The sequence below is a fragment of the Caulobacter vibrioides genome (assembly GCF_002858865.1).
Taxonomy (GTDB): Bacteria; Pseudomonadota; Alphaproteobacteria; order Caulobacterales; family Caulobacteraceae; genus Caulobacter; species Caulobacter vibrioides.
The window spans coordinates 14307-36894 of sequence record NZ_PJRR01000015.1 but is presented as its reverse complement, the minus strand read 5'-3'; the positions used below and the strand labels follow the sequence as shown (position 1 = coordinate 36894).

At 66.8% G+C, this 22588-nt stretch carries 26 protein-coding genes and 2 pseudogenes; 21 read left to right on the top strand and 7 right to left on the bottom strand.

The genetic code is table 11. The annotated features are described in order from the left end of the window. Positions 1-125 precede the first annotated feature (125 nt). Entirely contained in the window at positions 126-662 is a 537-nt protein-coding gene (locus CVUC_RS11485) for a fasciclin domain-containing protein (protein ID WP_010918302.1), read from the top strand. 64 nt (positions 663-726) lie between these two features. On the opposite strand, the gene CVUC_RS11480 is transcribed toward CVUC_RS11485, so the two are convergent. Genes CVUC_RS11480 through CVUC_RS11465 form a run of 4 tightly spaced genes read right to left on the bottom strand, consistent with a single transcriptional unit; the run spans position 727 to position 2563 of the window. Continuing rightward, positions 727-1278, bottom strand: a complete 552-nt coding sequence (locus CVUC_RS11480) for a hypothetical protein (RefSeq protein ID WP_010918303.1) — start codon at positions 1276-1278, stop codon at positions 727-729. After that, positions 1275-1679: a dihydroneopterin aldolase gene (folB, locus tag CVUC_RS11475; RefSeq protein WP_164468052.1), complete on the bottom strand. Its 405-nt coding sequence runs from the start codon at positions 1677-1679 to the stop codon at positions 1275-1277. The genes CVUC_RS11480 and folB overlap by 4 nt, the downstream gene beginning before the upstream one ends. A 49-nt stretch (positions 1680-1728) precedes the next feature. After that, a complete protein-coding gene (locus tag CVUC_RS11470) occupies positions 1729-2481 on the bottom strand; it encodes an SDR family oxidoreductase (RefSeq protein ID WP_096032358.1) in 753 nt (250 codons plus the stop codon). Position 2482: 1 nt separating this feature from the next. After that, a complete protein-coding gene (locus tag CVUC_RS11465; RefSeq protein ID WP_024265548.1) occupies positions 2483-2563 on the bottom strand; it encodes a hypothetical protein in 81 nt (26 codons plus the stop codon). Positions 2564-2796: 233 nt separating this feature from the next. Here CVUC_RS11465 and CVUC_RS11460 point away from each other — a divergent pair, with 233 nt between their 5' ends. From CVUC_RS11460 to CVUC_RS11435, 7 genes and pseudogenes are all read left to right on the top strand, one after another. Next, positions 2797-3267: an NUDIX domain-containing protein gene (locus CVUC_RS11460; protein ID WP_164468053.1), complete on the top strand. Its 471-nt coding sequence runs from the start codon at positions 2797-2799 to the stop codon at positions 3265-3267. A 247-nt stretch (positions 3268-3514) separates the two neighbouring features. Beyond that, the gene (locus tag CVUC_RS11455) at positions 3515-4954 is read left to right on the top strand and encodes an aldehyde dehydrogenase family protein (protein WP_096032359.1); all 1440 of its coding nucleotides are present in this window, start codon (positions 3515-3517) and stop codon (positions 4952-4954) included. A 173-nt stretch (positions 4955-5127) separates the two neighbouring features. Continuing rightward, positions 5128-5523: a helix-turn-helix domain-containing protein gene (locus tag CVUC_RS11450; RefSeq protein ID WP_096032360.1), complete on the top strand. Its 396-nt coding sequence runs from the start codon at positions 5128-5130 to the stop codon at positions 5521-5523. Between the two features lie 113 nt (positions 5524-5636). Continuing rightward, the gene (locus CVUC_RS11445; RefSeq protein ID WP_125469912.1) at positions 5637-6230 is read left to right on the top strand and encodes a hypothetical protein; all 594 of its coding nucleotides are present in this window, start codon (positions 5637-5639) and stop codon (positions 6228-6230) included. Between the two features lie 177 nt (positions 6231-6407). After that, positions 6408-6547 (top strand): annotated as a pseudogene (locus CVUC_RS20435) (hypothetical protein); the annotation flags it as partial. Between the two features lie 99 nt (positions 6548-6646). Next, the gene (locus CVUC_RS11440) at positions 6647-6823 is read left to right on the top strand and encodes a hypothetical protein (RefSeq protein ID WP_096032362.1); all 177 of its coding nucleotides are present in this window, start codon (positions 6647-6649) and stop codon (positions 6821-6823) included. Next, entirely contained in the window at positions 6823-7005 is a 183-nt protein-coding gene (locus CVUC_RS11435; protein WP_010918311.1) for a DUF3606 domain-containing protein, read from the top strand. Before CVUC_RS11440 ends, CVUC_RS11435 begins: the two co-directional genes overlap by 1 nt. Before the next feature lie 172 nt (positions 7006-7177). Here the strand turns inward: CVUC_RS11435 and CVUC_RS20430 are convergent, their stop codons facing one another. Further along, positions 7178-7237 (bottom strand): hypothetical protein, encoded by a 60-nt coding sequence (locus CVUC_RS20430; protein ID WP_233279809.1) that lies wholly within the window; start codon positions 7235-7237, stop codon positions 7178-7180. Positions 7238-7473: 236 nt separating this feature from the next. Between CVUC_RS20430 and CVUC_RS20845 the strand changes: the two are divergent. Next, positions 7474-7554: pseudogene (locus CVUC_RS20845) on the top strand (hypothetical protein); the annotation flags it as partial. Between the two features lie 275 nt (positions 7555-7829). Here the strand turns inward: CVUC_RS20845 and CVUC_RS11420 are convergent. Continuing rightward, the gene (locus CVUC_RS11420) at positions 7830-8324 is read right to left on the bottom strand and encodes an Lrp/AsnC family transcriptional regulator (protein ID WP_096032363.1); all 495 of its coding nucleotides are present in this window, start codon (positions 8322-8324) and stop codon (positions 7830-7832) included. A 97-nt stretch (positions 8325-8421) separates the two neighbouring features. On the opposite strand from CVUC_RS11420, the gene CVUC_RS19880 reads away from it, so the two are divergent. The 5 genes from CVUC_RS19880 to CVUC_RS11400 all read left to right on the top strand — a co-directional run bounded on the left by CVUC_RS19880 (position 8422) and on the right by CVUC_RS11400 (position 14351). After that, on the top strand, positions 8422-8679 hold the full coding sequence (locus CVUC_RS19880; protein WP_012639959.1) for a DUF6356 family protein: 258 nt from the start codon (positions 8422-8424) through the stop codon (positions 8677-8679). Further along, positions 8676-9677 (top strand): putative sulfate exporter family transporter, encoded by a 1002-nt coding sequence (locus CVUC_RS11415; protein WP_164468054.1) that lies wholly within the window; start codon positions 8676-8678, stop codon positions 9675-9677. Before CVUC_RS19880 ends, CVUC_RS11415 begins: the two co-directional genes overlap by 4 nt. Before the next feature lie 152 nt (positions 9678-9829). Then, the gene (locus tag CVUC_RS11410; RefSeq protein WP_164468266.1) at positions 9830-11281 is read left to right on the top strand and encodes an amino acid permease; all 1452 of its coding nucleotides are present in this window, start codon (positions 9830-9832) and stop codon (positions 11279-11281) included. Positions 11282-11390: 109 nt separating this feature from the next. Then, complete coding sequence (locus tag CVUC_RS11405) at positions 11391-12539, top strand: acyl-CoA dehydrogenase family protein (RefSeq protein ID WP_096032365.1); 1149 nt, start codon at positions 11391-11393, stop codon at positions 12537-12539. 198 nt (positions 12540-12737) lie between these two features. Continuing rightward, positions 12738-14351: a methyl-accepting chemotaxis protein gene (locus CVUC_RS11400; protein ID WP_096032366.1), complete on the top strand. Its 1614-nt coding sequence runs from the start codon at positions 12738-12740 to the stop codon at positions 14349-14351. 211 nt (positions 14352-14562) lie between these two features. Here the strand turns inward: CVUC_RS11400 and CVUC_RS11395 are convergent, their stop codons facing one another. After that, positions 14563-14874 (bottom strand): hypothetical protein, encoded by a 312-nt coding sequence (locus CVUC_RS11395; protein ID WP_024265550.1) that lies wholly within the window; start codon positions 14872-14874, stop codon positions 14563-14565. A gap of 296 nt (positions 14875-15170) precedes the next feature. Between CVUC_RS11395 and CVUC_RS11390 the strand changes: the two genes are divergently transcribed. From CVUC_RS11390 to CVUC_RS11360, 7 genes are all read left to right on the top strand, one after another. After that, positions 15171-17192, top strand: a complete 2022-nt coding sequence (locus CVUC_RS11390) for a methyl-accepting chemotaxis protein (RefSeq protein WP_164468055.1) — start codon at positions 15171-15173, stop codon at positions 17190-17192. Further along, complete coding sequence (locus CVUC_RS11385) at positions 17192-17479, top strand: STAS domain-containing protein (protein WP_010918319.1); 288 nt, start codon at positions 17192-17194, stop codon at positions 17477-17479. Before CVUC_RS11390 ends, CVUC_RS11385 begins: the two co-directional genes overlap by 1 nt. After that, a complete protein-coding gene (locus CVUC_RS11380; RefSeq protein WP_010918320.1) occupies positions 17476-17841 on the top strand; it encodes a response regulator in 366 nt (121 codons plus the stop codon). The genes CVUC_RS11385 and CVUC_RS11380 overlap by 4 nt, the downstream gene beginning before the upstream one ends. A gap of 69 nt (positions 17842-17910) precedes the next feature. Further along, positions 17911-20202, top strand: coding sequence for a chemotaxis protein CheA (locus tag CVUC_RS11375; RefSeq protein ID WP_096032368.1), 2292 nt, complete (start codon positions 17911-17913; stop codon positions 20200-20202). Between the two features lie 3 nt (positions 20203-20205). Next, a complete protein-coding gene (locus tag CVUC_RS11370; protein ID WP_010918322.1) occupies positions 20206-20673 on the top strand; it encodes a chemotaxis protein CheW in 468 nt (155 codons plus the stop codon). Continuing rightward, positions 20673-21554, top strand: a complete 882-nt coding sequence (locus tag CVUC_RS11365) for a CheR family methyltransferase (RefSeq protein WP_010918323.1) — start codon at positions 20673-20675, stop codon at positions 21552-21554. Before CVUC_RS11370 ends, CVUC_RS11365 begins: the two co-directional genes overlap by 1 nt. Then, on the top strand, positions 21554-22588 hold the full coding sequence (locus CVUC_RS11360; RefSeq protein WP_010918324.1) for a protein-glutamate methylesterase/protein-glutamine glutaminase: 1035 nt from the start codon (positions 21554-21556) through the stop codon (positions 22586-22588). The genes CVUC_RS11365 and CVUC_RS11360 overlap by 1 nt, the downstream gene beginning before the upstream one ends.

The window sequence follows — 22588 nt, the reverse complement described above, 5'->3', positions numbered from 1 at the left end:
CTTACAAAAAAGTCATCTCCTCGGATCGATCCGGCGCCGACGCCGGGCCGTAATCATCATCAGACCGCGCGCCGTCGACCTCTTCAGATCCCCCAACCCGAAGACTTGATGGAAGGTTTCAGACAATGATGCGTTCGATGCAACGCCGGGCCGCCGTGCTGGCCCTGGCCGCCGCCGCCGTGGCCGGTCCCGCCCTCGCCGAACACCACGGCGCCAAGCAGAACATCGTCGGCGTGGCCGCCGGCAATGCGGACTTCTCGACCCTGGTGACCGCCGTGACGGCCGCCGACCTGGTCGGCACCCTGTCGGGCGCCGGTCCGTTCACGGTCTTCGCCCCGACCAACGCCGCCTTCGCCAAGCTGCCGCCCGGTACGGTGCAGACCCTGGTGAAGCCGGAGAACAAGGCCACCCTGAGCAAGATCCTGACCTGCCACGTCGTGGCCGGTAAGGTGACGGCCAAGACCCTGACCGACGCGATCCAGAAGCACGGCGGCAGCTACACGATCAACACCGTCGGCGGCTGCCAGTTCAAGGCGGCGATCAGCGGCGGCAAGGTCGTGATCACTGACGAAAAGGGCGGCAAGAGCGCCGTCACCGCCACCGACGTGGCCGCCAGCAACGGCGTCATCCACGTCATCGACAGCGTGCTGATGCCGCGCTGATAGGCCCTTTCAGGTCTCCCAGAAGGAGCGCTCCGGCCGCAAGGTCGGGGCGCTCTTTTCTGTTTCAGGGCAACAGATCGGCGGGCGGATCGCGCGGGTCGAAGTCGGCCGGACGCGCCAGCCAGGGCAAGGCCGCGACCATCAGGATCAGGACGAAGGCCATGCGCGCGGCCAGGTCAACACCCACCGCGACCATGCCGGCGGTCAGCGAGAACAGCAGGGTCGAGGCCGCGCCGAAGGCCAACAGGCCCATGACGAAGGTCAGGGCCGTCCTGGCCTCCAGCCGCGCCAGGCCAAAGCGCGCGCGCGGCGACAGGTCCGCACCCACGGCCGCAAGGGCGCGCGCCAGAACCGAGAAGGCGGCCAGTCGGTCCTCGAACCGTCCGGGGCCGACATAGCTCTGCGACGGGATCAGCAGCCTCCGCCGTCCGAACACGACCAGCAGCACCCGCCGACGCCCGTCCGGGGCCAGCGACAGGCTGTAGCGGGTCAGGGACGACAGCGGAAAGCGGCGCTCGATCCTGCCGCGCGTCTCGATCAGCGTCCCGGCCTCCAGGGTCCAGACCGTTTCGGGCTGGAACGGGGCGAGCCGGGCGCTGAAGGTGATCATGGTCACGCGCGGACGGCGGTGATCTCGACGCCGGCGGCGGCGGCGTGCGGGGCCAGGGCCAGGGGCTTTTCCACCCGCACGCGGGCGCGGGTGACGCGCGGATCGGCGAAGCAGGCCTGGGCCAGGCGCTCGGCGAAGGTCTCGACCAGATCGATATGGCCCTCGGCGACGAGGGCGCGGGCGGCCTCGCCGACCATCTCGTAATTGACCGTGTCGCCCAGGCGCTCGCAGTGGCTGGCGGCGACGTCCAGCTCGACATCGACGACCAGCGGCTGCAGCCGGCCGTGCTCGTGGTCATAGACGCCGATCTGGGCGTCGACCTTGAGGCCGCGCACGAAGACCTTGGTCACGATGATGCGGGCGATGTCGGCGGCGGGCGCGGTGTCGGCGAGGGGCGAAGCGGCCAAGGCGCGGCCTTTCTTTCAACTTGGTCGAGCCTGTTGTTCCAAGCAGGCTCTAGGGAGCAACAATATCCGGCGTCTTCCAGCCCAGGTGCTGGCCGCCGTCCACGGCGATCATCTGTCCCGTGACCGAGGACGCGTCAATCAGATAGCGCAAGGCGGCGGCGACCTCCTCGGGGCTGGCGCGTCGCTGCAACAGCACCCCGGCCGCCTCGGCCTCGAACTCGCCCGGCGCCTGGTGCACCGAGGGCAGGGTCGGACCCGGACCGATGGCGTTGACGCGGATGCGCGGGGCCAGGGCCTGGGCCAGGGTCTGGGTGGCCCACCACAGGCCCGCCTTGCTGAGCGTGTAGCTGAAGAACTGCGGATTGGGCCGCCAGACGCGCTGGTCGATCAGATTGACGACCAGCCCCTGACGCTCGTCCGGCAGGGCCCCCGCCATCGCCTCGGCCAGCACGATCGGGGCGCGCAGATTGGTCTCGAGGTGGCGGTCCCAGCTGGCCCGCGACAAGCCGCCGACGCGGTCGTCCTCGAAGGCCGAGGCGTTGTTGATCAGCAGGGTCAGGGGACCCAGCGACGCGGCCTGGGCGACCAGGCTGCGGGTCTCTTCCTCGTCCGAAAGGTCGGCGCGGACGAGCAGGGCGCGGCGGCCCAGATCCTGGACGGCGCGCGCGGTGGCCTCGGCCTCGTCGGCCGAGGCGCGGTAGTGGATGGCGACGTCGTAGCCGGCGCGCGCGGCTTCAAGAGCCAGGACCTGGCCGATCCGGCGTCCCGCGCCGGTGACCAGGGCCGCGCCGCGCGAAGTCATCTTAGTCGATGCGGCCGAACTCGGTCAGGTTCAGGCCCATGATGACGGCCAGGAAGAGGGCGATGATACCGATCGCGATCATGGCGCGGCTCCGATAGAGAATGTGATCGCTTGGCCTTTAAAGGCGCAGGCCGCTGTTCGCAAGCACGGGCGGCTGCGTATTTCTCCCCGGTGTCATCCCGGCCGTAGCGCGAAGCGCGGAGCGCCGGGACCCAGGGGGTGACAGAGCGCCGTGCGAGCCGCCCCTGGGTCCCGGACAGCCTCTCCGAGGCTTCCGGGATGACATGGGGTCTGAGGCAGGATTTAAACCTCCCCATGCTCTGGCGTCGCCGCATCGAACCGTTCACCCGCCCGCTGGTCTATGCCTGGTTCCGCCTGGCGCGCGGTCTGACGCTGGGGGTGCGGGCCGTGGTCACCGACGCGGACGGCAAGGTCCTTCTCATCCAGCACACCTACGTCAAGGGCTGGTACCTGCCCGGCGGCGGGGTCGAGCGCGGCGAGACGGCCGAGACCGCCGTGATCCGCGAACTGGCCGAGGAGGCCGGGATCCGCGCCCTCTCGCGCCCGCGCCTGGTTTCAGCCCACAGCAACGAGGTGCTGCATCCGGGCGACCACGTGCTGCTCTATCGCGTCGACGCCTGGGAGCCCTGTCCGTCGAACGCGGCGGGCGAGATCCACGCGGTCGGCTGGTTTGATCCCCACGACCTGCCCGAGGAGACGACGAAGGCCACCCGCAAGCGCATCGCCGAGGCGCTGCATGGGGATGAGACCGATCCGATGTGGTGACCCCTTCGTGTCATCCCGGCCGAAGCGCGCAGCGCGTAGAGCCGGGACCCAGGGGCCGCCGGCACGGCGCTCACGCAACCCCTGGGTCCCGGATCACGCCTGCGGCGCGTCCGGGATGACACGAATTATGGAGCGTCGATCGAAAGACGCCCCCTTCCCACCTGAACGCCGATCACATTAAATGGCTGTTTGAAACCGTCCGCCGCGTCTCCCAACTAGAGCGGACCCACAGGGCAGGAGCGAAGGCATGCGCGAGTATACGAAGTTCTATATCGACGGCGCCTGGGTCGACCCGGCCCAGCCCAAGACGCTGGACGTCATCAACCCGGCCACCGAAGAGGTTTGCGGCGTCATCTCGATGGGCTCGGAAGCCGATGTCGACAAGGCCGTCCGCGCCGCCCGCAAGGCCTTCGCCAGCTTCAGCCAGACCAGCCGCGAAGAGCGCATCGACATCCTCGAGCGCATCATCGCCGAATATCAGAAGCGCTTCGAGGATATGGCCAAGGCCATCACCGAGGAGATGGGCGCCCCCGCGTGGCTGGCCCAGCGCGCCCAGGCCGCCATGGGCATCGGCCACGTCCAGACCGCCGCCGCCGTGCTCAAGGGCTACAAGTTCGAGGAAGACCGCGGCACGACCCGCATCGTCAAGGAGCCGATCGGCGTCTGCGCCTTCATCACGCCGTGGAACTGGCCGGTGAACCAGATCGCCTGCAAGGTGGGTCCCGCCATCGCCACCGGCTGCACCATGGTGCTCAAGCCCTCGGAAATCGCGCCGTTCAGCGGCTATATCTGGACCGAGATCCTGCACGCCGCCGGGGTTCCGGCCGGGGTGTTCAACCTGGTCAACGGCGACGGCCCCACGGTCGGCGCGGCCCTGTCCAGCCATCCGGAAGTCGACATGGTCTCGTTCACCGGTTCGACCCGCGCCGGCATCGAGGTGGCCAAGAACGCCGCCCCGACCGTCAAGCGCGTCCACCAGGAGCTGGGCGGCAAGAGCCCCAACATCATCCTCGACGACGCCGATTTCCAGAAGGCCGTCGCCGGCGGCGTGGCCTCGGTGATGCTGAACTCGGGCCAGTCGTGCAACGCCCCCACCCGTATGCTGGTGCCCGGCCAGCGCATGGACGAGGTGATCGCCATCGCCAAGGCCGCGGCCGAGGCCCACACGGTCGGCGACCCCAACGGCAACCACAAGATGGGCCCGGTGGTCTCCGAGACCCAGTGGAACAAGATCCAGGGCCTGATCCAGAAGGGGATCGACGAGGGCGCCACCCTGGTCACCGGCGGCGTCGGCCGTCCCGAAGGCCTGGACAAGGGCTACTACGTCAAGCCGACCGTCTTCGCCAATGTCACCAACGAGATGACCATCGCCAAGGAAGAGATCTTCGGCCCGGTGGTCTCGATCCTGGGCTACGACACGGTGGATGAAGCCGTCACCGTCGGCAACGACACCGAGTACGGCCTGGCGGCCTATGTCTCGGGCGGCGACCAGGACGCGGTCCGCAAGGTGGCCAGCCGCCTGCGCGCCGGCCAGGTCACCCTCAACGGCGCCGGCCCCGACCTGATGGCCCCGTTCGGCGGCTACAAGATGAGCGGCAACGGCCGCGAGTGGGGCGACCACGCCTTCGGCGAGTTCCTGGAGACCAAGGCGATCCTCGGCTACTCGGCGAAGGTGGCGGCGGAGTAGGTTTGCTCTGAGTTCGCGGGATTTGGAGAGGGCGGGGCCGCGAGGCTCCGCCTTTTTTGTTTCGCGCTCGATCTCCAAAGTTTCGCCTTGTGCTTAATGACACTGACGATCCGGCAAGGTTGTCCAAGCTTCTCACCTCGCGTTAGGGGAGCGTGGGTGTCCAGGGGAATGCGATGATCAGGCGCATCGATACGATGAGTGCGCGCTTGCGGGAGGCGATTGCTCTCCGGGGCATCCGGAAGATGCTGGCTCTGGCCTACGAGCTGGGTGTTCACGAGAGCGCCCTAAGCCGCTGGAAGAAAGGCGGCGCCATGTCACTGAGCCACGTTATCAGCGTGTGCGAGGTCCTGGATGTCTCGATGGATTGGTTGGTGCTTGGGCGTGGCCATCCAGAAGACCATAAACGACAAGCTCATTCCGCCGACGACCAGCAGGTGTTAGGCGCCCTGATGCCTTACGCCAACGATGCCAAGATTGCGCTGACGCGGTTCCTGACGGTTGTCCGCGCTGACTCCTTGCATGATCCGCAAAGTTCCTCGTCAGATTTGCGCAAGGCGCAACATGTATAAATTGCATTTATCAATTATGCCTCCCAAAGTTATTTCGCTGAAATATTCAGCTAAAACAGGAGGATAAGCCTATGAGTAGCGGTGGATCGGACGTCGGGACAACGATTCTGTCGATGGCCCAACAGATCGCGACAGTGGCGACCAACGTCACCACGACCATTGCCCAAATCGAAAAGATCGCCGGTGTGGCCCCCGTTTTGAGCAATGGCGTCTATAGGGTCTACTATGAGACGCCCAAGTTCACGCGAGCGGCCAAAGAAGCGAGGACACTCGAGGGTACGCAGCTCCAAGCAGATGGTGATGATGGTCTACAGGCTGCGCTCAAGACAACCCTAGCAGCGTTGAAGACTAAGGCGACGTCGATCTTCACCGCGCGGTATCCAGATTTCACACCTTGTCCACCGACCTCGGGCATCGTCATCGACCTCAGCAACCCACAGGATGCCGAATGTGTCCAGGGTATCCTTTCGGACTATCTCCAAGCTCAGGACTTGCCGTCGAACGCCGTCGTTGTGGCCAAGATCCTTAGCTTGATGATCGAAGAGACCGACCTGAACTTGGGTGTGTCCTCGACCCTTTCAGGCATCGCGCCTCTAAACGCTAACCAGAACCTAAAATGGGCGCTGGCCTACGGGACGTTTATGGTGCGTGACAACACCAACGCTCTCTGCTTCGGTTTCACGGCGGCTTTCGACGCCGGAGTCTGAAGTTCCACAGGGTAAGCGGCATCGGGTGGCTGGAGAAATAGTCGCCCGATGCGACTTGCGCGCTGGCCCTAGGGCATGCCTGTCGTGACCTGGACAGGCTGGCGATCGTCTCGCCGTGAGATGTAAGGATGGCTCCCTTCCCGAGGCGGGAAGGGGCGCTCACGGGCCTTCCCCAACATCCGACCTCCCCGGCGAATGCCGGGGTCCAGATCGAACCCACCAGCGCTTGTCTCTCGGCAAGGCCTCAAGGCGCATTCACTCCAGTCGTCCCGGATGAATCTGGGCCCCGGCATTCGCCGGGGAGATCGGGTGTTTAGGGTCGGGCAGGTCCACTTTGTACTCGGCATGGCGGCATGGGGAGTTCCGGCCGGCAGCCACGACTCCCCCTGGAAGCGGAAGAGGGCTAGGCTCTCCCCATGACCACCGCCCCGCCCCCCGAAGCGCCCCTTGACGAGACCCCGATCCAGCGCGCCCTGCGCCTGAAGCAGGCGGCGCTCGACGCGCGGCCCAAGCCGCCTCGGGGCGGGAAGTTTCAGCGGCAGCAGGCCGCCGGCATCGCGGCGGGAAACTCAAAGCCCTGGATGACCCGATAATGGCCGGCCTGAAAGACAAGCGCGGCTTCATCGACAAGGACCGCCTGGATCTCACCGAGCGCCAGGCCGTCGAATACTGGATGAAGCGCTGGGGCGTGACCCGCGACCAGATCACCGCCGCCCACCGCAAGGTCGGGCGCATGACCAAGGACATCGCCGCGGAGCTGGGCAAGAAGCGGTAGCGGCCCTTTCTCATCCCCCGATGGGGGGAGAAGCACAGCGTCCGCCACCCCTCTCGTGTCATCCCGGCCGCAGCGCGCAGCGCGGAGCGCCGGGACCCAGGGGGTGACCAAGCGCGGCGCTCTTGCAACCCCTGGGTCCCGGGTCGGCTTCGCCGCCCGGGATGACATGAGCTTACGGGGATTGGCGGGCGTGAACGCTCGGAATTGGCGACGCCGATCCCAACGAAATCAACGCCTTGTCACTTTTACGCGCCAACCTATCCCCGGCGTTGAGATCACCCGCACAATGGTTCCACCTCGTCGCGAGGAAAGGGCGCGTGGCCAGCGACCATTTGCGGCGGCGGGGGGCGGTCGAGCGGGACGAGGTTCGAGGGGGATACTCGAACGGTCCGGGGATCTGGTTGCTGGCCAGACCCGCCCGCCGTCGGCGTGGTTGAAGGCAAAAGGGCGTGTCTGGCTGAAAGCCCGTCCTCTTCGATCGCTGGGGCTTCTGGAAACAGAAGCGCCCGGGTCCCGGTAAGGCCTGAACAGGGCCACCCGACGGGACGCTGGCGGATAACGGCTGCGCGGAGCGTTCGGGCTTCGTCGAAACGGTAACAACACAATCTTCTCCGGACGGATGTCCGGCGCTCCGCATCCCTTTTCGAACCTTCAGCGGGAAACCGTGTGAAGCCGGTGAAACGCGCCGAAAATCCTTCCCCCAGCGGGGGAGGTGTCGGCTCGAAGAGACGACGGAGGGGGAAGGGGCAAGCTCAGCAGGACTTCCCCCTCCGTCCGCTGCGCGGACACCTCCCCCGCTGGGGGGAGGATTTTGGACCCGCCCCTCAGGTCGGGGCGATCGGCAGGGCGGTGGTGAACTTGATCTGCTCCATCGCAAAGCTGGACGAGACGTCGGTCAGCGGGGCGGTGGCGATCAGGCGTTTGTAGAAGCGGTCATAGGCGGCGATGTCCTTGACCACGACCTTGAGGAGATAGTCGACATCGCCGCTCATCCGGTAGAACTCGACCACCTCGGGCAGGGCGCTGGCGCCGGCGGCGAACTGGTTCAGCCAGCCCTCGTCGTGGTGGCCGGTCTTGACGGCGACGAAGACGGTCAGGCCCAGGTCCAGGGCCTCACGGTCCAGGAGGGCGACGCGGGCGGTGATCACCCCGGCGTCCTGCAGGCGGCGCACCCGCTTCCAGCAGGGGGTCTGGCTCAGGCCGACCCGCTCGGCCAGCTCGGCGATCGGGACCGTGGCGTCCTCCTGCAGGATGGCCAGCAGGCGGCGGTCGATTTGATCAAGATCAATCATCTCGAAATCCGCTTTCAGGGAGAACAAAATTCTCCATATCCCGGAAATGGTAACCTTTCAAACAATGCCTTTCTCCGAATCCGCGCCATTCTAGAACGCCTCGGTTTCAGCCAGCGGGGCATCCATGGACCTGTCGTTCACGCGTCATCCCAAATCGGTGGGCGAGACCTACGCCCAGCACATGGGCGTGGCCTGGAGCTTTGGCTTCACCCTGCTGGGCGCGGGTCTGGCCTGCCTCATCCATGGCGTCCTGCCCTTCGCCTTCGAGCGCACCGGCAGCCAGACCGTGCGCCGCCTGCACGAGCGTCTGAGCAACCGTTGCGCCAAGGCCGACGCGCCCTTCGCCGCCGCCCCGATCAGCGGCGACACCGTCCGCGGATGACCGCCGCGGCCCTGCGCCTGGGCGCCGCCCGCATCGGGCCTGGCCTGCTGGCCGGTCTGTTGATGGCGGTGCTGGCCAAGCTCCTGTCCCAGAGCCTGCACGCCCCGGCCCCGCTGCTGGCGGTGGTGCTGGGCATGATGCTGGGCGCGCTGGGTCTGCAGGGGCAGCTGGGCGCGGGGCTCGACGTGTTCGCCAAGCCGGGCCTGCGGCTGGGCGTGGCCATGATGGGCGCCCAGATCAGCTGGAGCGAGTTCGCCGCCCTGGGCGGTCCGGCCGTGCTGGCCAGCGGTGCGGTGGTGCTGGGCGGCCTCGGGATCGGAGCCTTGGCCGGCGCGGCCCTGGGCCTGCCGCTGGCCGAGGCCCTGATCGCGGCGGCCGCCTGCTCGATCTGCGGCGCTTCGGCGGCTCTGGCCGCCTCGCAGGCCGCCCCGTCCAGCCCCGAGAACCAGCGCACGACGGCCCTGGTCATTGTCGGGGTCAACCTGCTCTCGACCGTGGCCATGCTGGCCTATCCGCCGATCGCCAACGCCCTGGGCCTGACCGCCCACCAGGCCGGCGTCTTCTTCGGCCTGTCGATCCATGACGTGGCGCAGGTGGCCGGCGCGGGGGCCTCGGTGTCGCCGGAGGTCGCGGGCACGGCGGCCCTGGCCAAGCTGTCGCGGATCCTGTGGCTGGGCCCGGCCGTGGTGCTGATCGGCCTGATGCTGACCCGCACCGCCCAGGGCGGCCGGATCTCCGGTCTGCAGGCTCCGCCGCTGTTCGTCTGGGGCTTCGCCGCCCTGGCCGCCGCCCGGGGTCTCAATCTGATCCCGCCGGCCCTGGTGTCGGCCCTGGGCGCCTGTTCGGGCTTCCTGCTGCTGGCCGGTGTGGGGGCCATCTCGGCCAAGCTCGGCCCCAAGGCCCTGCTCGAGGTCAAGCCGCGTCTGGCGATCCTGCTGGTGACGCTCACGGTGGCCGTCGCGATCCTCGCCTACGCCCTGACGAGGATTTTCTTCTAAGGTCGAGGCTTGGCGCGGAACGAAACCCGCTTCATGGTCCGCATCGAGAGCCTGTCCGCTTCGGATCTCGATCCGAAGCGGTTAAACAGGCTCGCTACTATTTGCAGAGCATGGCGGACGCCGAAACCGCTGACACTTTCGGCTGCCATGCTCTGGTCGGAGGGACCCCCAAAGTGAGCTTCTGGACGCGCCGCAAGGCCATCGACACCATCACCGCTGGCCATGCGGACAGCCACCAACTGAAGAAGACCCTGAGCTGGCCGCATCTGGTGGCCCTGGGCGTCGGGGCCATTGTCGGCACCGGCATCTACACCCTGACCGGGGTCGGGGCGGGTCTGGCCGGGCCGGGCGTGATCCTGTCCTTCCTGATCGCCGGCGCCGTCTGCGCCTGCGCGGCCCTGTGCTACGCCGAGCTGTCGACCATGATCCCGGCCTCGGGCAGCGCCTACACCTACAGCTATGCGGCGATGGGCGAGCCGGTCGCCTGGTTCGTCGGCTGGAGCCTGATCCTCGAATATACCCTGGTCTGCGCGGCGGTGGCGGTCGGCTGGTCGGCCCACGCCCATGGCCTGTTCAAGATGATCGGCTTCCCCGACGCCCTGCTGGCCGGACCCCACCAGGGCGGACTGATCAATCTGCCGGCCGTCTTCATCTCGATGGCGGTGGCGGGCCTCCTGGCCCTGGGCACCCGCGAGAGCGCCACGGTCAACATGGTGCTGGTCTTCGTGAAGATCATCGCCCTGATCGTCTTTGTCGTGCTCTGCTTGCCGGCGTTCAACCTGGCCCACTTCACGCCGTTCATGCCCAACGGCTTCCAGGCCCATGTGCCTGAGGGCGCTGCCGCCGACGCCGCCAAGATCGGGGTGATGGCCGCCGCCAGCCTGATCTTCTTCGCCTTCTACGGCTTCGACGCGGTCTCGACCGCCGCCGAGGAGACCAAGAACCCCAAGCGGGACCTGACCATCGGCATCGTCGGCTCGATGGCCGTCTGCACGGCGATCTACATGATCGTCGCCGCCGTCTCGATCGGCGCCTCGCGCACCGAGGTCTTCTCCAAGAGCGAGGCCCCGCTGGTCTTCATCCTGGAGAGCCTGAACCACGGCAAGATCGCCCAGCTGGTCGCCCTGGCCGCCGTCATCGCCCTGCCGACCGTGATCCTGGCCTTCATGTACGGCCAGAGCCGGATCTTCTTCGTGATGGCCCGCGACGGCCTGCTGCCCCGCGCCCTATCGAAGGTGAACGCCAAGACCGGCACGCCGGTGATGATGACCCTGCTGACCGGCGTCCTGGCGGCGGTGATCTCGGGCCTCTTGTCGCTGAAGGACATCGCAGAGCTGGCCAACGCCGGCACGCTGTGGGCCTTCATCGCCGTCGGCGCCTCGGTGATCCTGCTGCGGCTGCGCGAGCCGAACCGTCCGCGGGTGTTCTCCACCCCGCTGTGGCCGATCGTGGCCCCGGCCGGCATCCTGGGCTGCCTCTATCTCTTCCTCAGCCTGCCCGGGAAGACCCAGCTCTACTTCCTCTACGCCCACCTGATCGGGGCGGTGGTCTATCTGGCCTATGGCATGCGCAAGAGCGTGCTGGCCCAGCAGGAGCGGGCGTAAGGGAAGGCTTCCATTCTCGAGGGCCGTCGCTACAGTTCCCGGCAAAACAAGCGTTTGACGCCACCCTCGCGGTTTCCGCGAGGGGCTGGGAAACTGGGAGACGAAGCGAATGGCCCTCGATCTGGAAACCCGTGAACAACTGATCGACACGGTCGCCCGCTTCGTGGCCGAACGTCTGCGGCCCATCGAGGCCCAGGTCGCCGAGAACGACGCCGTCCCCGACGATGTGATCGAGGAGATGAAGGGCCTTGGCCTCTTTGGCCTGACGATCCCGGAAGAGTTCGGCGGGCTGGGCCTGACCATGGAGGAAGAGGCGCTGGTGGCCATCGAGCTGGGCCGCGCCTCGCCGGCCTTTCGCTCGGTGTTCGGCACCAATGTCGGGATCGGCAGCCAGGGCCTCGTCATGTTCGGCAACGCCGAGCAGAAGGCCAAGTGGCTGCCGGGGATCGCGTCCGGCGCGGTGATCACCTCGTTCGCCTTGACCGAGCCGGAGGCGGGCTCCGACAGCGCCGCCGTGCAGACCCGCGCCACCCGGGACGGCGACGACTACATCCTGAACGGCTCCAAGCGCTACATCACCAATGCCGGCAAGGCCTCGCTGTTCACGGTGATGGCCCGTACCAATCCCGACGCCAAGGGCGGGGCGGGGGTCTCGGCCTTCCTGGTGCCGCGCGACCTGCCGGGCCTGACGGTCGGCAAGCCCGAAAAGAAGATGGGCCAGCAGGGCGCCCACATCCACGACGTGACCTTCGACAATGTTCGCGTGCCGGCCTGGAACCGGCTGGGCGCCGAGGGCGAAGGCTTCAAGGTCGCCATGCAGGTGCTCGATCGCGGGCGCCTGCACATCGCCGCCGTCTGCGTCGGTGTGGCCGAGCGCCTGATCGCCGACTGCGTGGCCTACGCCTCCGAACGCAAGCAGTTCGGCCAGCCGATCGCCAGCTTCCAGCTGATCCAGGCGATGATCGCCGACAGCAAGACCGAAGCCCTGGCCGCCAAGGCGCTGGTGCTTGAGACCGCCCGCAAGCGCGACGCCGGGGTCAATGTCACCCTGGAGGCCGCCTCGTCCAAGCTGTTCGCCTCGGAAATGGTCGGCCGCGTGGCGGACCGCGCGGTGCAGGTGTTCGGCGGCGCCGGCTATGTCGCCGACTACGGGATCGAACGCCTCTACCGCGATGTTCGGATTTTCCGGATCTACGAGGGCACCAGCCAGGTCCAGCAACTGATCATTGCGCGTGAAACGCTGAAGCGCGGCGGGTGAGTGCGACACCCTGTCGCCCCCTCCGCCCGTCGGCCGTATGCAATCGATAAACCATCCCCTCGTTCCCACGATATTGACCGTTCAGTCTGTGCAAACGGTTGCAACCTGAGCGGGGGTGCGGCGAGGCGCCGCACCCGATGCGGGAATATTTAAGCGCTCATTAGGGATAAGGGTCCGAGGATTTCCCCAAGCGAAACAATGGGGACCGCCATGAACCAGGACTACGCGATCGGTGAACGGACCGCGTTCATGGGCATCGACGACAAGGCGCGATCGGCGCTGCGCGACCTGCGCCCGGTTATCCGGGCCGAGATCGGCAAGGCGCTCGACAACTTCTACGGCAAGGTCCGGGCGACCCCCGAGACGCGCAAGTTCTTCAGTGACGACCGACATATGAACGCGGCGAGTTCGCGGCAGCAGGCGCACTGGGGCGTAATCGCCGAAGGACAGTTCAGCGACGACTACGTGCAGGCGGTGCGAGCGATCGGCCAGACCCATGCCCGCATCGGCCTGGAGCCGCGCTGGTACATCGGCGGCTATGCCGTCGTCGGCGACCATCTGGTTCGCGCAGTGATCGACTCGATGTGGCCCAGGGGGCTGCTGGCCAAGGGCGGCTCCGACCGCGCGGGCGAGGCGGTCGCCGCCCTGATGAAGGCGATCTTCCTGGACATGGACTTCGCCATCTCGATCTATCTTGAAACCCTGGAGAACGAGCGGCAACGCCTGGAGGCCGAGCAGAAGGCCGCCCGAGCGCGTCAGGAGCACGTCGTCACCCTCCTGGCCGAAGCGCTGGACCGCCTCGCCGCCGGCGACTTGCTGGCGCGGATCGATGGTGAGGTCTGCAGCGAATTCGAGAAGCTCAAGGCCGACTTCAACCACGCCGTGGAGCTTCTGGATCAAGCGATGTGCGGCGTCGGCGGCGCGACGGAGGGCATCCGCTCCAGCACCGAGGAAATCAGTGTCGCGGCCGACGACCTGTCGCGTCGCACCGAACAGCAGGCCGCCAGCCTCGAGCAGACGGCCGCCGCCTTGGACGAGATCACCGCCACCGTCCGGCGCTCAGCGGCCGGCGCCAAACAGGCGCAGGAGGTCGTGGCCGGCGCCAAGACCGAAGCCGAGCGATCGGGCTCGGTCGTCAATCAGGCCGTCGCGGCGATGGGTGAGATCGAGACAAGCTCCCGCGAGATCGGCAACATCATCGGGGTGATCGACGAGATCGCCTTCCAGACCAACCTCCTGGCCCTGAACGCGGGGGTCGAGGCGGCCCGCGCCGGCGAGGCCGGCAGAGGTTTCGCGGTGGTCGCTCAGGAGGTTCGGGCGTTGGCGCAGCGCTCGGCCGACGCGGCCAAGGAGATTAAGGCGCTGATCAATACCTCGACCAAGCAGGTCGAGGCGGGCGTCGCCTTGGTGGGCCAGACGGGGGACGCGTTGCGCGGCATCGTCTCGAAGGTCGCCGAGATCGATGAGCTGATCGCGCAGATCTCCGTCTCGGCGCAGGAGCAGTCTGGCGGACTGCATGAAGTCAACACCGCCGTGAACCAGATGGATCAGGTGACCCAGCAGAACGCGGCGATGGTCGAGCAGACCACGGCGGCGACCCATTCGCTGAAGAGTCAGACAGGAGAACTGGTGAGGCAGGTGGAGACCTTCCGGACCTCCGAGGGGCGACGTTCCTCTGCGGCGGCATCTCCGGCTCCCGTCCAGATGGCGCAACCGGCTCGCTCGCCGCGTCCGCAGAGTCGGCCGGGCGGACCGCCGATCTCACGGGGCGCTACGGCGGTCGCGGTCAAGGAAGAGTGGGAAGAATTCTAGCGGGCGGGCCCTCGAGCGCCCTGGGTTCAGGCATGTTCGCTTAGACCGTACGAACGCGCTCAGCAGATTTGGTTCGGGAGCTTCTCGACAGCGGGGCCGTGTCGTCTTGGCGCGGTCTCTCGTCGTTCCGGCGCCAACATCGGCCCAGACAGCAGAACGCCCCCGCCGACCAGGTCGACGAGGGCGTTTTGTGTTCCGATCGGAAAGACGCTTACGCGCCGCCCGGGAAGCGGAACGGAACCTTCACGGTGCCGGTCTTGGCGCCCATCGGGAGCTTTTCGGCGATGCACATCGCGGCCTTGTCGAAGCCCTTGCCCGAAGCGCTGTTGTCCACGACCTTGCAGTCCGACAGCTTGCCGCCGTCAGCGTTGCACTCCAGCATCACCTGCGCGGCGTCGCGCGTATTGGCGTGCTGCTGCAGACAACGGGCCATTTGATCTTCGAAACCGCCGCCGGCCGAAGCGGCCTGAGCGACAAAAAAGCTGCCAGCGATTCCCGCGGCAATAGCGATCGGATATTTCATCCCGCTGCTCCTAGTAATGAATTCACGTCCTGTGGACGACGCGCCAACTGGACGCAGGAGCAAATTCGCAGGTGCAAGTTAAGATATTCTGAGTCGCACGGTAAGATTGCGGGTTTACTTTCAGGTAACCACGATCTGCCGCTTTGGTGACTCTCATTATGCGGCGAGGGTTTCGCAGATTCCATGCGGCGGAGCCTGCGACCAAACGACCACATGCTCCAAAATGGGACGAAAATCTCTGACTTCCTTTAACCAAGTCAGAGTCTGTTAGGAATCTATCGGGATTATCACCCTTCATGTTGGCGATCCGTGGGCACGGAGCGCTGGTTGGAGGGGACCTTGCGATGAAACGGATCCGGCTCGTCGATCTACCATTGATCATCAAGATCGGCTTTGCGCCGGCGTTCGCGCTTCTGATGCTGGCCGTGATGGCCGGCGGCGCGATCCTTGTTCAGAAGAGCCAGTCGGCTGCGCTGAAGCAGGTCGTGGAACGCGACATGCGTCAGAATTTGGAGATCCAGCGGATTTCCAAGCGCATCTCGAACATCAACGGCGAGTTGTTCGTCGTGATGACTCACAAGGCTGGCAATATCGACGTCGACAAGAACGACGCGCGTATGGCCGCCGTTCTGGTCGAGACCGACGCGGTCAAGAAGGACCTGCTGGCGCTGAAGAGCAAGCTGCCGGCCGAGGAACAGCCGAAGATCGCTGAACTGATCAAGTCGCTTGAAGAGTGCCGCAGCGCTATCGACACGGTCAGCGGGATGATCAGCGTCGACTTCAACATGGCCGCAGGCTTCATCGCGCCGTTCGAAGAACAATACGTCAAGATGACGGGCCAGCTGGACCAGGTCGTCGCCGCCGCTAATCAGCGAATCGAGACCGAGAGCGCCAAGCGTCAAGCTCAGGCCACCGCCGCCATGAGCGTGACGATCATCATGTCGCTCCTGACTCTGGGTGCGGTCGGCGCTCTGGCGTTCCTGACGGTCATGACGACGCGCAAGTCCATCAACGACATCGCCGCCGCGACCGATAAGCTGTCGAAGGGCGACAACAGCATCGATCTTGAGAAGATGACGCGCGGTGACGAACTGGGCGCCATCGTTACGGCCCTGAAGGTCTTCCGCGACAACCAGGTGCACCTTGAGCAACTGCGCGCCGATCAGGAAAAGTCCGCCGCCCTCACGGCTGATGAACGTCGGTCCAAGGAAGCCGCCGCCGCCGCCGCCGCCCAGGAAGCCTCGCTGGTTGTTTCCAACCTGGCTGAGGGTCTTGAGAAGCTGGCCTCGGGCGACCTGACCTTCCGCGTCACCGCCGACTTCCCGGGCGACTACGGCAAGCTGAAGAACGACTTCAACGCCGCCATGGGCTCGCTGCAGGAGACGATGAAGGTCATCGCCGCCTCGACCGACGGCCTAAGCACCGGCGCCGACGAGATCGCTCACGCTTCGGACGACCTGTCGCGCCGTACCGAGCAACAGGCTGCGAGCCTGGAAGAAACCGCCGCCGCCCTCGACGAGCTGACCGCCACGGTGCGCCGCACCGCCGCCGGCGCCCGTCAGGCCTCGGACGTCGTCTCCACCACCCGTGGCGAAGCGACGCATAGCGGTCAGGTCGTGCACCAGGCAGTCTCGGCCATGGGCGAGATCGAGAAGAGCTCGGGCCAGATCAGCCAGATCATCGGGGTCATCGACGAAATCGCCTTCCAGACCAACCTTCTGGCACTGAACGCCGGCGTCGAAGCCGCCCGGGCGGGCGAGGCGGGCCGCGGCTTCGCGGTCGTCGCTCAGGAAGTCCGGGCCCTGGCCCAGCGCTCGGCCGAGGCCGCCAAGGAGATCAAGGCTCTGATCTCCAGCTCGACCCAGCAGGTCAGCCAAGGCGTGAGCCTGGTGGGTCAAACGGGCGAGGCGCTGCAGCGGATCGTGACGAAGGTCGGCGAGATCGACGCCCTGGTCACCGAGATCGCCGCGTCGGCCGCCGAACAGGCCACCGGCCTGAACGAAGTGAACACCGCTGTGAACCAGATGGACCAGGTCACCCAGCAGAACGCCGCCATGGTCGAGCAGTCGACCGCCGCGACGCACTCGCTGAAGGGCGAGACCGCCGAGCTGGTCCGCCTGATGGCCCGCTTCCAGGTGGGCTCCGGTTCGTCGTCCTACGCCCGTCCGGCCGTCGCCGACGCGGGTCATCACGCCCCCGCGCGAAATCCGGTGGCCGAGCAACAGGCCCGTCTGAACACCTTCGCCCGTCCGGGTCGGAGCAGCGGTTCGGCGGCCCTAGCCCAGGCCCCCGCCTCGGATGGTTGGGAGGAATTCTAATGGTTGCCGCGATCTCGCTGCCCGAAAACCTGGATCTCAAGACCGCAGCCCCTCTGAAGGCGGCTTTCCTCGAGCGGCGCGGCGCGGAGATCATCGTCGAAGCCGATCAGGTCCGTCGTCTTGGCGGGTTGTGTCTGCAAGTGCTGTTGGCCGCCCGCAAGGCCTGGGAACAGGACGGTCACCCCTTTTCCATCAAGGGGCCTTCAGAGGCCTTTGTCGAAACCACCCGTCTATTCGGCGCCGCAGGGGCGCTCCTTCCGACGGAATTCCAAGGAGCTGAATCGTGACGCGTACGGTTCTCACGGTCGATGATTCCCGGACAATGCGGGACATGCTGCGCATGGCGCTCGCCGGCGCCGGCTTCAATGTGGTCGAGGCGGTGGACGGCGAGCACGGTCTCGAAGTCCTGTCCGCACATCGGCCCGATGTGATCATCACGGACATCAACATGCCCAAGCTGGACGGCTTTGGCTTCATCGAGGCGGTGCGCGTCGACGACGACTACCGCGCGATCCCGATCCTGGTGCTGACCACCGAAAGCGACCCTGCCAAGAAGCAGCGGGCTCGCGAGGCGGGCGCCACGGGCTGGATCGTCAAGCCGTTCAACCCGGAAAAGCTCGTCGACGCCATCCGCCGCGTCGCCGCCTGATCCCGGTCACGGACCCCAGTACCCCGTTATTGAATACCCGTTGCTAGACGCGAATTAGGACTTACGGGAATGGACGAGCTAGAGGCCATCAAGGTCACCTTCTTCCAGGAATGCGAGGAACTGCTCGCCGACCTCGAAGGCGGTCTCCTGGCCATGGAAGAAGGGGCCGGCGACCTTGAGACGGTCAATGCCGTGTTCCGCGCCGTCCACTCCATCAAGGGCGGCGCTGGGGCCTTCGGTCTCGAGCCGCTGGTTCGCTTCGCCCACGTGTTCGAAACCCTGCTGGACGCCGTACGCGCTGGCTCGGTGCCGAACACGGTCGAACTGGCCGCCGTCCTTCTTCGCGCTTCGGACATCCTGGCCGACCACGTCAGCGCCGCCCGCGGCCTGGGCGATGTCGACATGGCCGCCTCGGCCGCCATGGCCGCAGAGCTGGAGCAGTGGACCGACCCCAACGCGACGCCGACGGCCCCTGCGCCCGTCGCCGCGCCGACGGTGGCCGAAGAGCCCGCCCCCGCCCCTGCGCTGATCGGCGCCGATGACGACGCCATGGACGGAGACGATCTTGGCTTCGTCTTCGTGCCGCAGACGATCACGGTCGAAGCGCAGGCGGCCGACGCCGAGCTGATCCCGTCGAACGTCTGGACGGTGTCGATCCGGCCGAAGTCCGATCTCTATCGCAAGGCGAACGAAACCGCGCTCCTGCTGCGCGAACTCAGCCGCCTGGGTCCGATCAAGGCGACGCTCGACGACAGCGCCCTGCCGCTGCTGCAAAATCTCGATCCCGAAGCCGCTTTCATCACCTGGAGCGTGCGTCTCGAGACCGACCAGGACGAAACCGCGATCCGTGAGGTTTTCGAGTTCGTCGATGGCGACTGCGATCTGGAGATCACGCGCGGCGAGGGCTCCGTCGAAGCGTCCATCGCCGCTCTGACCGCGCCGGCCGAGCCCGTGGCCGCCGTCGAGCCGATCGCTCCGGCGCCCGAGCCTGTCGAAGTCGCTCCGCCGATCGCCCCGCCCGCCGCCGCCCCGGTGGCTGAAGTCGCCCCCGCCGTCGAGGCCGCCAAGCCGGCCGCCGCCGCGCCTGCGGCCGCCGCAGCCGCTGCGGCGCCGAAGGCGACCCCGGTCGAAGTGCCTGGCCCCGGCCAGTCGGTCATCCGCGTCGATCCCGAGCGCATCGACCGCCTGATCGACCTCGTCGGCGAGCTGGTCATCAACCAGGCCATGCTGGCGCAGCGCGTCGGCGAGTATGGCATCGCCCCATCCTCCAACCTGGCCATGGGCCTCGACGAGCTGGAACAGCTGACGCGCGAGATCCAGGACAGCGTCATGGCCATCCGCGCCCAGCCGGTGAAGTCGGTGTTCCAGCGCATGCCGCGTCTGGTCCGCGAAGTCGCCAACATGACGGGCAAGCAGGCCCGCCTGGTGATGGACGGGGAGAACACCGAGGTCGACAAGACCGTCATCGAGCGTCTGTCCGACCCGATCACCCACATGCTGCGCAACGCCATCGACCACGGGCTGGAAAGCCCCGAGGAGCGCAAGGCGGCCGGCAAGAACCCCGAAGGCGTCGTGCGCCTGGCGGCCCTGCACCGCAGCGGCCGGATCGTCATCGAGGTCTCCGACGACGGCAAGGGCATCAACCGCGAGCGTGTCTTCGGCATCGCCGTCAAGAAGGGCCTGATTGCGCCCGACCTGCAGCTGACCGACGAGGAAATCGACAACCTGATCTTCCTGCCGGGCTTCTCGACCGCCGAAAAGATCTCGGACGTGTCGGGCCGCGGCGTCGGCATGGACGTGGTCAAGCGCTCGGTGCAGGCTCTGGGCGGCCGCATCTCGATCTCCTCGCGTCCGGGCCAAGGCTCGACCTTCACGCTCAGCCTGCCGCTGACCCTGGCCGTCCTGGACGGCATGGTGGTCGACGTCGCCGGCGAGACCTTGGTGGTTCCGCTGGCGGCCATTGTCGAAAGCCTGCGTCCGAAGCCGGAAGAGGTCCGTCCGCTGGGCCCGGTGGGCTCGGTGCTGGCGGTTCGCGACAGCTTCGTGCCGCTGATCGATGTGGGTCTGACGCTGGGCTATCGCGAGGAAAGCCCGCATCCGACGGATGGCGTGGTGCTGCTGGTCGAAGGCGAAGACGGCTCGCGGGCCGCCCTGGTCGCCGACGCCATCCATGGCCAGCGTCAGGTGGTCATCAAGTCTCTGGAGCAGAATTATCAGCAGGTCGAAGGCGTCGCCGCCGCGACGATCCTCGGTGACGGCCGTGTGGCTCTGATCCTCGACGTCGACGCCACGATCAACCTCCGCCGTCGCGAAGGGGGCGCCCCGCGTCCCCCCGAGCCCAGCCTGATCGCAGCGGAGTAAGTCATGACTGACCAAGCCGCCGCCACCAGCGCTGATCGCCGCGAACTGATCTCCTTCCGCGTGGGCGAGCAGGAGTACTGCGTGGATATCATGGCTGTGCGCGAGATCCGGGGCTGGAGCCCCGCGACGACGCTGCCGCAGTCGCCTGGCTACATGCGCGGTGTCATCAATCTGCGCGGCGCGGTCCTGCCGATCATGGACCTGGCTTGCCGTCTGGGCATGCCGGTGATCGAGCCGACCGTCCGCAGCGTCTTCATCGTCGTCAAGGCGGGCGATCGCACCGTGGGCCTGCTGGTCGACGCCGTGTCCGATATCCTGTCGATCAATGACGACATGATCCAGCCGACCCCTGACGTCGCGTGCGACGCCGTTCGCAGCTTCGTGCGGGGGATCATCTCGATCGAGGGGCGCATGATCAGCGAAATCTCGCTCGACCGCATCCTACCTGAACGGGAGGCTATGGCCGCCTGATGTCTACTGTCACCGCACCCTCTTCTGACCGCCGCGAGGCCATCGTCGATGGCGAGTTCGCGTTCACGAACCAGGACTTCAAGCGCATCGCCGCGCTGCTCTACGACCTGGCGGGCATTAGCCTGCCGGACAGCAAGGCGACGCTGGTCTATTCGCGTCTCGCCAAGCGCCTGCGCGCCCTGGGTCTGCGCTCGTTCAACGAGTACTGCAGCTTCGTCGCCAGCGATAAGGGCCATGACGAGAGCCAGGAGATGCTCCGGGCGCTGACCACCAACGTCACGCGCTTTTTCCGCGAGCCGCACCACTTCGATGATCTGCGCGCCAATGTCCTGGAGCCGGTCGCCGACAAGGTCCGCGCCGGTGGCCGCCTGCGCTTGTGGTCCGCCGCCAGCTCGTCGGGGCAAGAGCCCTATTCGATGGCCTTCACGGTGCTGTCGGTCTGGCCGAACGCTGCGGATCTGGACATCCGGATCCTGGGCACGGACATCGACACCAACGTTCTCGCCACGGGCCGGGCCGCCGTCTACGACGAGAGCCTGCTGGAAGGCATTCCTACCGCCGCGCGCGGCCAATACTTCGAGCGTGATACAAGCGATCGCCGCGGTTGGCGTGTTTGTGAGGCGGCGAGAAGCCTCGTCGCGTTCCGCGAACTAAATCTCAACGGTCCGTCCTGGCCAATGAAAGGCCCGTTCGACGCCATTTTCTGTCGGAATGTCGTGATCTACTTTGATGAACCTACTCAGGAACGTGTCTGGAACCGGTTTGCGCCGCTCGTCGCACCCGGCGGCCGTCTTTATGTCGGCCACTCCGAACGCGTCGGCACGTCGGTGACCGCGTTCGAGAGCTGCGGCTTGACCGCCTACCGGAAGGTGGGACGCTGATGGCCAAGATTCGCGTTCTTGTCGTCGACGACTCCGCCACGATGCGGAGCCTGATCTCGGCGGCCCTCAACCGTGATCCGGATATCGAGGTGGTCGGCGGCGCCGGCGACCCGTTCGAGGCGCGGGGCATGATCAAGGCCCTGAACCCCGACGTCGTGACCCTCGACATCGAGATGCCGAACATGAACGGCATCGACTTCCTTGAGAAGATCATGCGCCTGCGGCCGATGCCGGTGGTGATGGTCTCGACCCTGACCCAGGCCGGCGCGGAAATGACGCTGCGGGCCCTGGAGCTGGGCGCGGTGGACTGCGTCGGCAAGCCCGCCGACGCCACCGGCACCCAGGAAGCCCTGGCCGAGATCGTCGCGAAGGTGAAGATCGCCGCCCGCGCCTCGGTTCGCACGAACGCCGGCGCGGCGCCGACCAGCGCCCCCACGCGCCGCAAGGACTTCATGCCCTCGGGCGACATCGTGGCGATCGGGTCGTCGACCGGCGGGGTGGAAGCCCTGCTGTCGATCCTGCAACTGTTCCCCGAGACCTGTCCGCCGACCGTCATCACCCAGCACATGCCGGCCACCTTCACGGCCAGCTTCGCCGCCCGCCTCGATCGTTCGAGCGGCGCGAAGGTGCAGGAGGCTTCCGACGGCGCTTTGCTGGAGCCCGGCAAGGTGTACGTGGCGCCGGGCGGCGCGACGCACCTCGAAGTCGTTCGCTCGGCGGGTCTGCGTTGCCGTCTGGTCGCGGGCGACCCCGTGAGCGGGCACCGCCCCTCGGTGGACGTGCTGTTCAACTCGGTGGCGCACGCCGTCGGCGACAAGGCGGTGGGGGTGATCCTGACCGGCATGGGCCGCGACGGCGCCCAGGGCCTGCTGACGATGCGCAAGGCCGGCGCCAAGACGCTGGGCCAGGACGAAGCAAGCTGCGTCGTCTACGGCATGCCCCGATCCGCTTTCGAAATCGGCGCCGTGGAGCGACAGGTCAGCCTGTCCTCGATGGGCCAGTCCATCCTCGATTTGGCCTCCGCGAGGCGATAG

Excerpts from the sequence above, each read along its gene's own strand:
- CVUC_RS11485 (WP_010918302.1), top strand. The coding sequence starts at position 126 with ATGATGCGTTCGATGCAACGCCGGGCCGCCGTGCTGGCCCTGGCCGCC.
- CVUC_RS11470 (WP_096032358.1), bottom strand. The coding sequence starts at position 2,481 with ATGACTTCGCGCGGCGCGGCCCTGGTCACCGGCGCGGGACGCCGGATC.
- CVUC_RS11465 (WP_024265548.1), bottom strand. The coding sequence starts at position 2,563 with ATGATCGCGATCGGTATCATCGCCCTCTTCCTGGCCGTCATCATGGGC.
- CVUC_RS11460 (WP_164468053.1), top strand. The coding sequence starts at position 2,797 with ATGCTCTGGCGTCGCCGCATCGAACCGTTCACCCGCCCGCTGGTCTAT.
- CVUC_RS11455 (WP_096032359.1), top strand. The coding sequence starts at position 3,515 with ATGCGCGAGTATACGAAGTTCTATATCGACGGCGCCTGGGTCGACCCG.
- CVUC_RS11450 (WP_096032360.1), top strand. The coding sequence starts at position 5,128 with ATGATCAGGCGCATCGATACGATGAGTGCGCGCTTGCGGGAGGCGATT.
- CVUC_RS11445 (WP_125469912.1), top strand. The coding sequence starts at position 5,637 with ATGGCCCAACAGATCGCGACAGTGGCGACCAACGTCACCACGACCATT.
- CVUC_RS11440 (WP_096032362.1), top strand. The coding sequence starts at position 6,647 with ATGACCACCGCCCCGCCCCCCGAAGCGCCCCTTGACGAGACCCCGATC.
- CVUC_RS11435 (WP_010918311.1), top strand. The coding sequence starts at position 6,823 with ATGGCCGGCCTGAAAGACAAGCGCGGCTTCATCGACAAGGACCGCCTG.
- CVUC_RS19880 (WP_012639959.1), top strand. The coding sequence starts at position 8,422 with ATGGACCTGTCGTTCACGCGTCATCCCAAATCGGTGGGCGAGACCTAC.
- CVUC_RS11415 (WP_164468054.1), top strand. The coding sequence starts at position 8,676 with ATGACCGCCGCGGCCCTGCGCCTGGGCGCCGCCCGCATCGGGCCTGGC.
- CVUC_RS11405 (WP_096032365.1), top strand. The coding sequence starts at position 11,391 with ATGGCCCTCGATCTGGAAACCCGTGAACAACTGATCGACACGGTCGCC.
- CVUC_RS11400 (WP_096032366.1), top strand. The coding sequence starts at position 12,738 with ATGGGGACCGCCATGAACCAGGACTACGCGATCGGTGAACGGACCGCG.
- CVUC_RS11395 (WP_024265550.1), bottom strand. The coding sequence starts at position 14,874 with ATGAAATATCCGATCGCTATTGCCGCGGGAATCGCTGGCAGCTTTTTT.
- CVUC_RS11390 (WP_164468055.1), top strand. The coding sequence starts at position 15,171 with ATGTTGGCGATCCGTGGGCACGGAGCGCTGGTTGGAGGGGACCTTGCG.
- CVUC_RS11385 (WP_010918319.1), top strand. The coding sequence starts at position 17,192 with ATGGTTGCCGCGATCTCGCTGCCCGAAAACCTGGATCTCAAGACCGCA.
- CVUC_RS11375 (WP_096032368.1), top strand. The coding sequence starts at position 17,911 with ATGGACGAGCTAGAGGCCATCAAGGTCACCTTCTTCCAGGAATGCGAG.
- CVUC_RS11370 (WP_010918322.1), top strand. The coding sequence starts at position 20,206 with ATGACTGACCAAGCCGCCGCCACCAGCGCTGATCGCCGCGAACTGATC.
- CVUC_RS11365 (WP_010918323.1), top strand. The coding sequence starts at position 20,673 with ATGTCTACTGTCACCGCACCCTCTTCTGACCGCCGCGAGGCCATCGTC.
- CVUC_RS11360 (WP_010918324.1), top strand. The coding sequence starts at position 21,554 with ATGGCCAAGATTCGCGTTCTTGTCGTCGACGACTCCGCCACGATGCGG.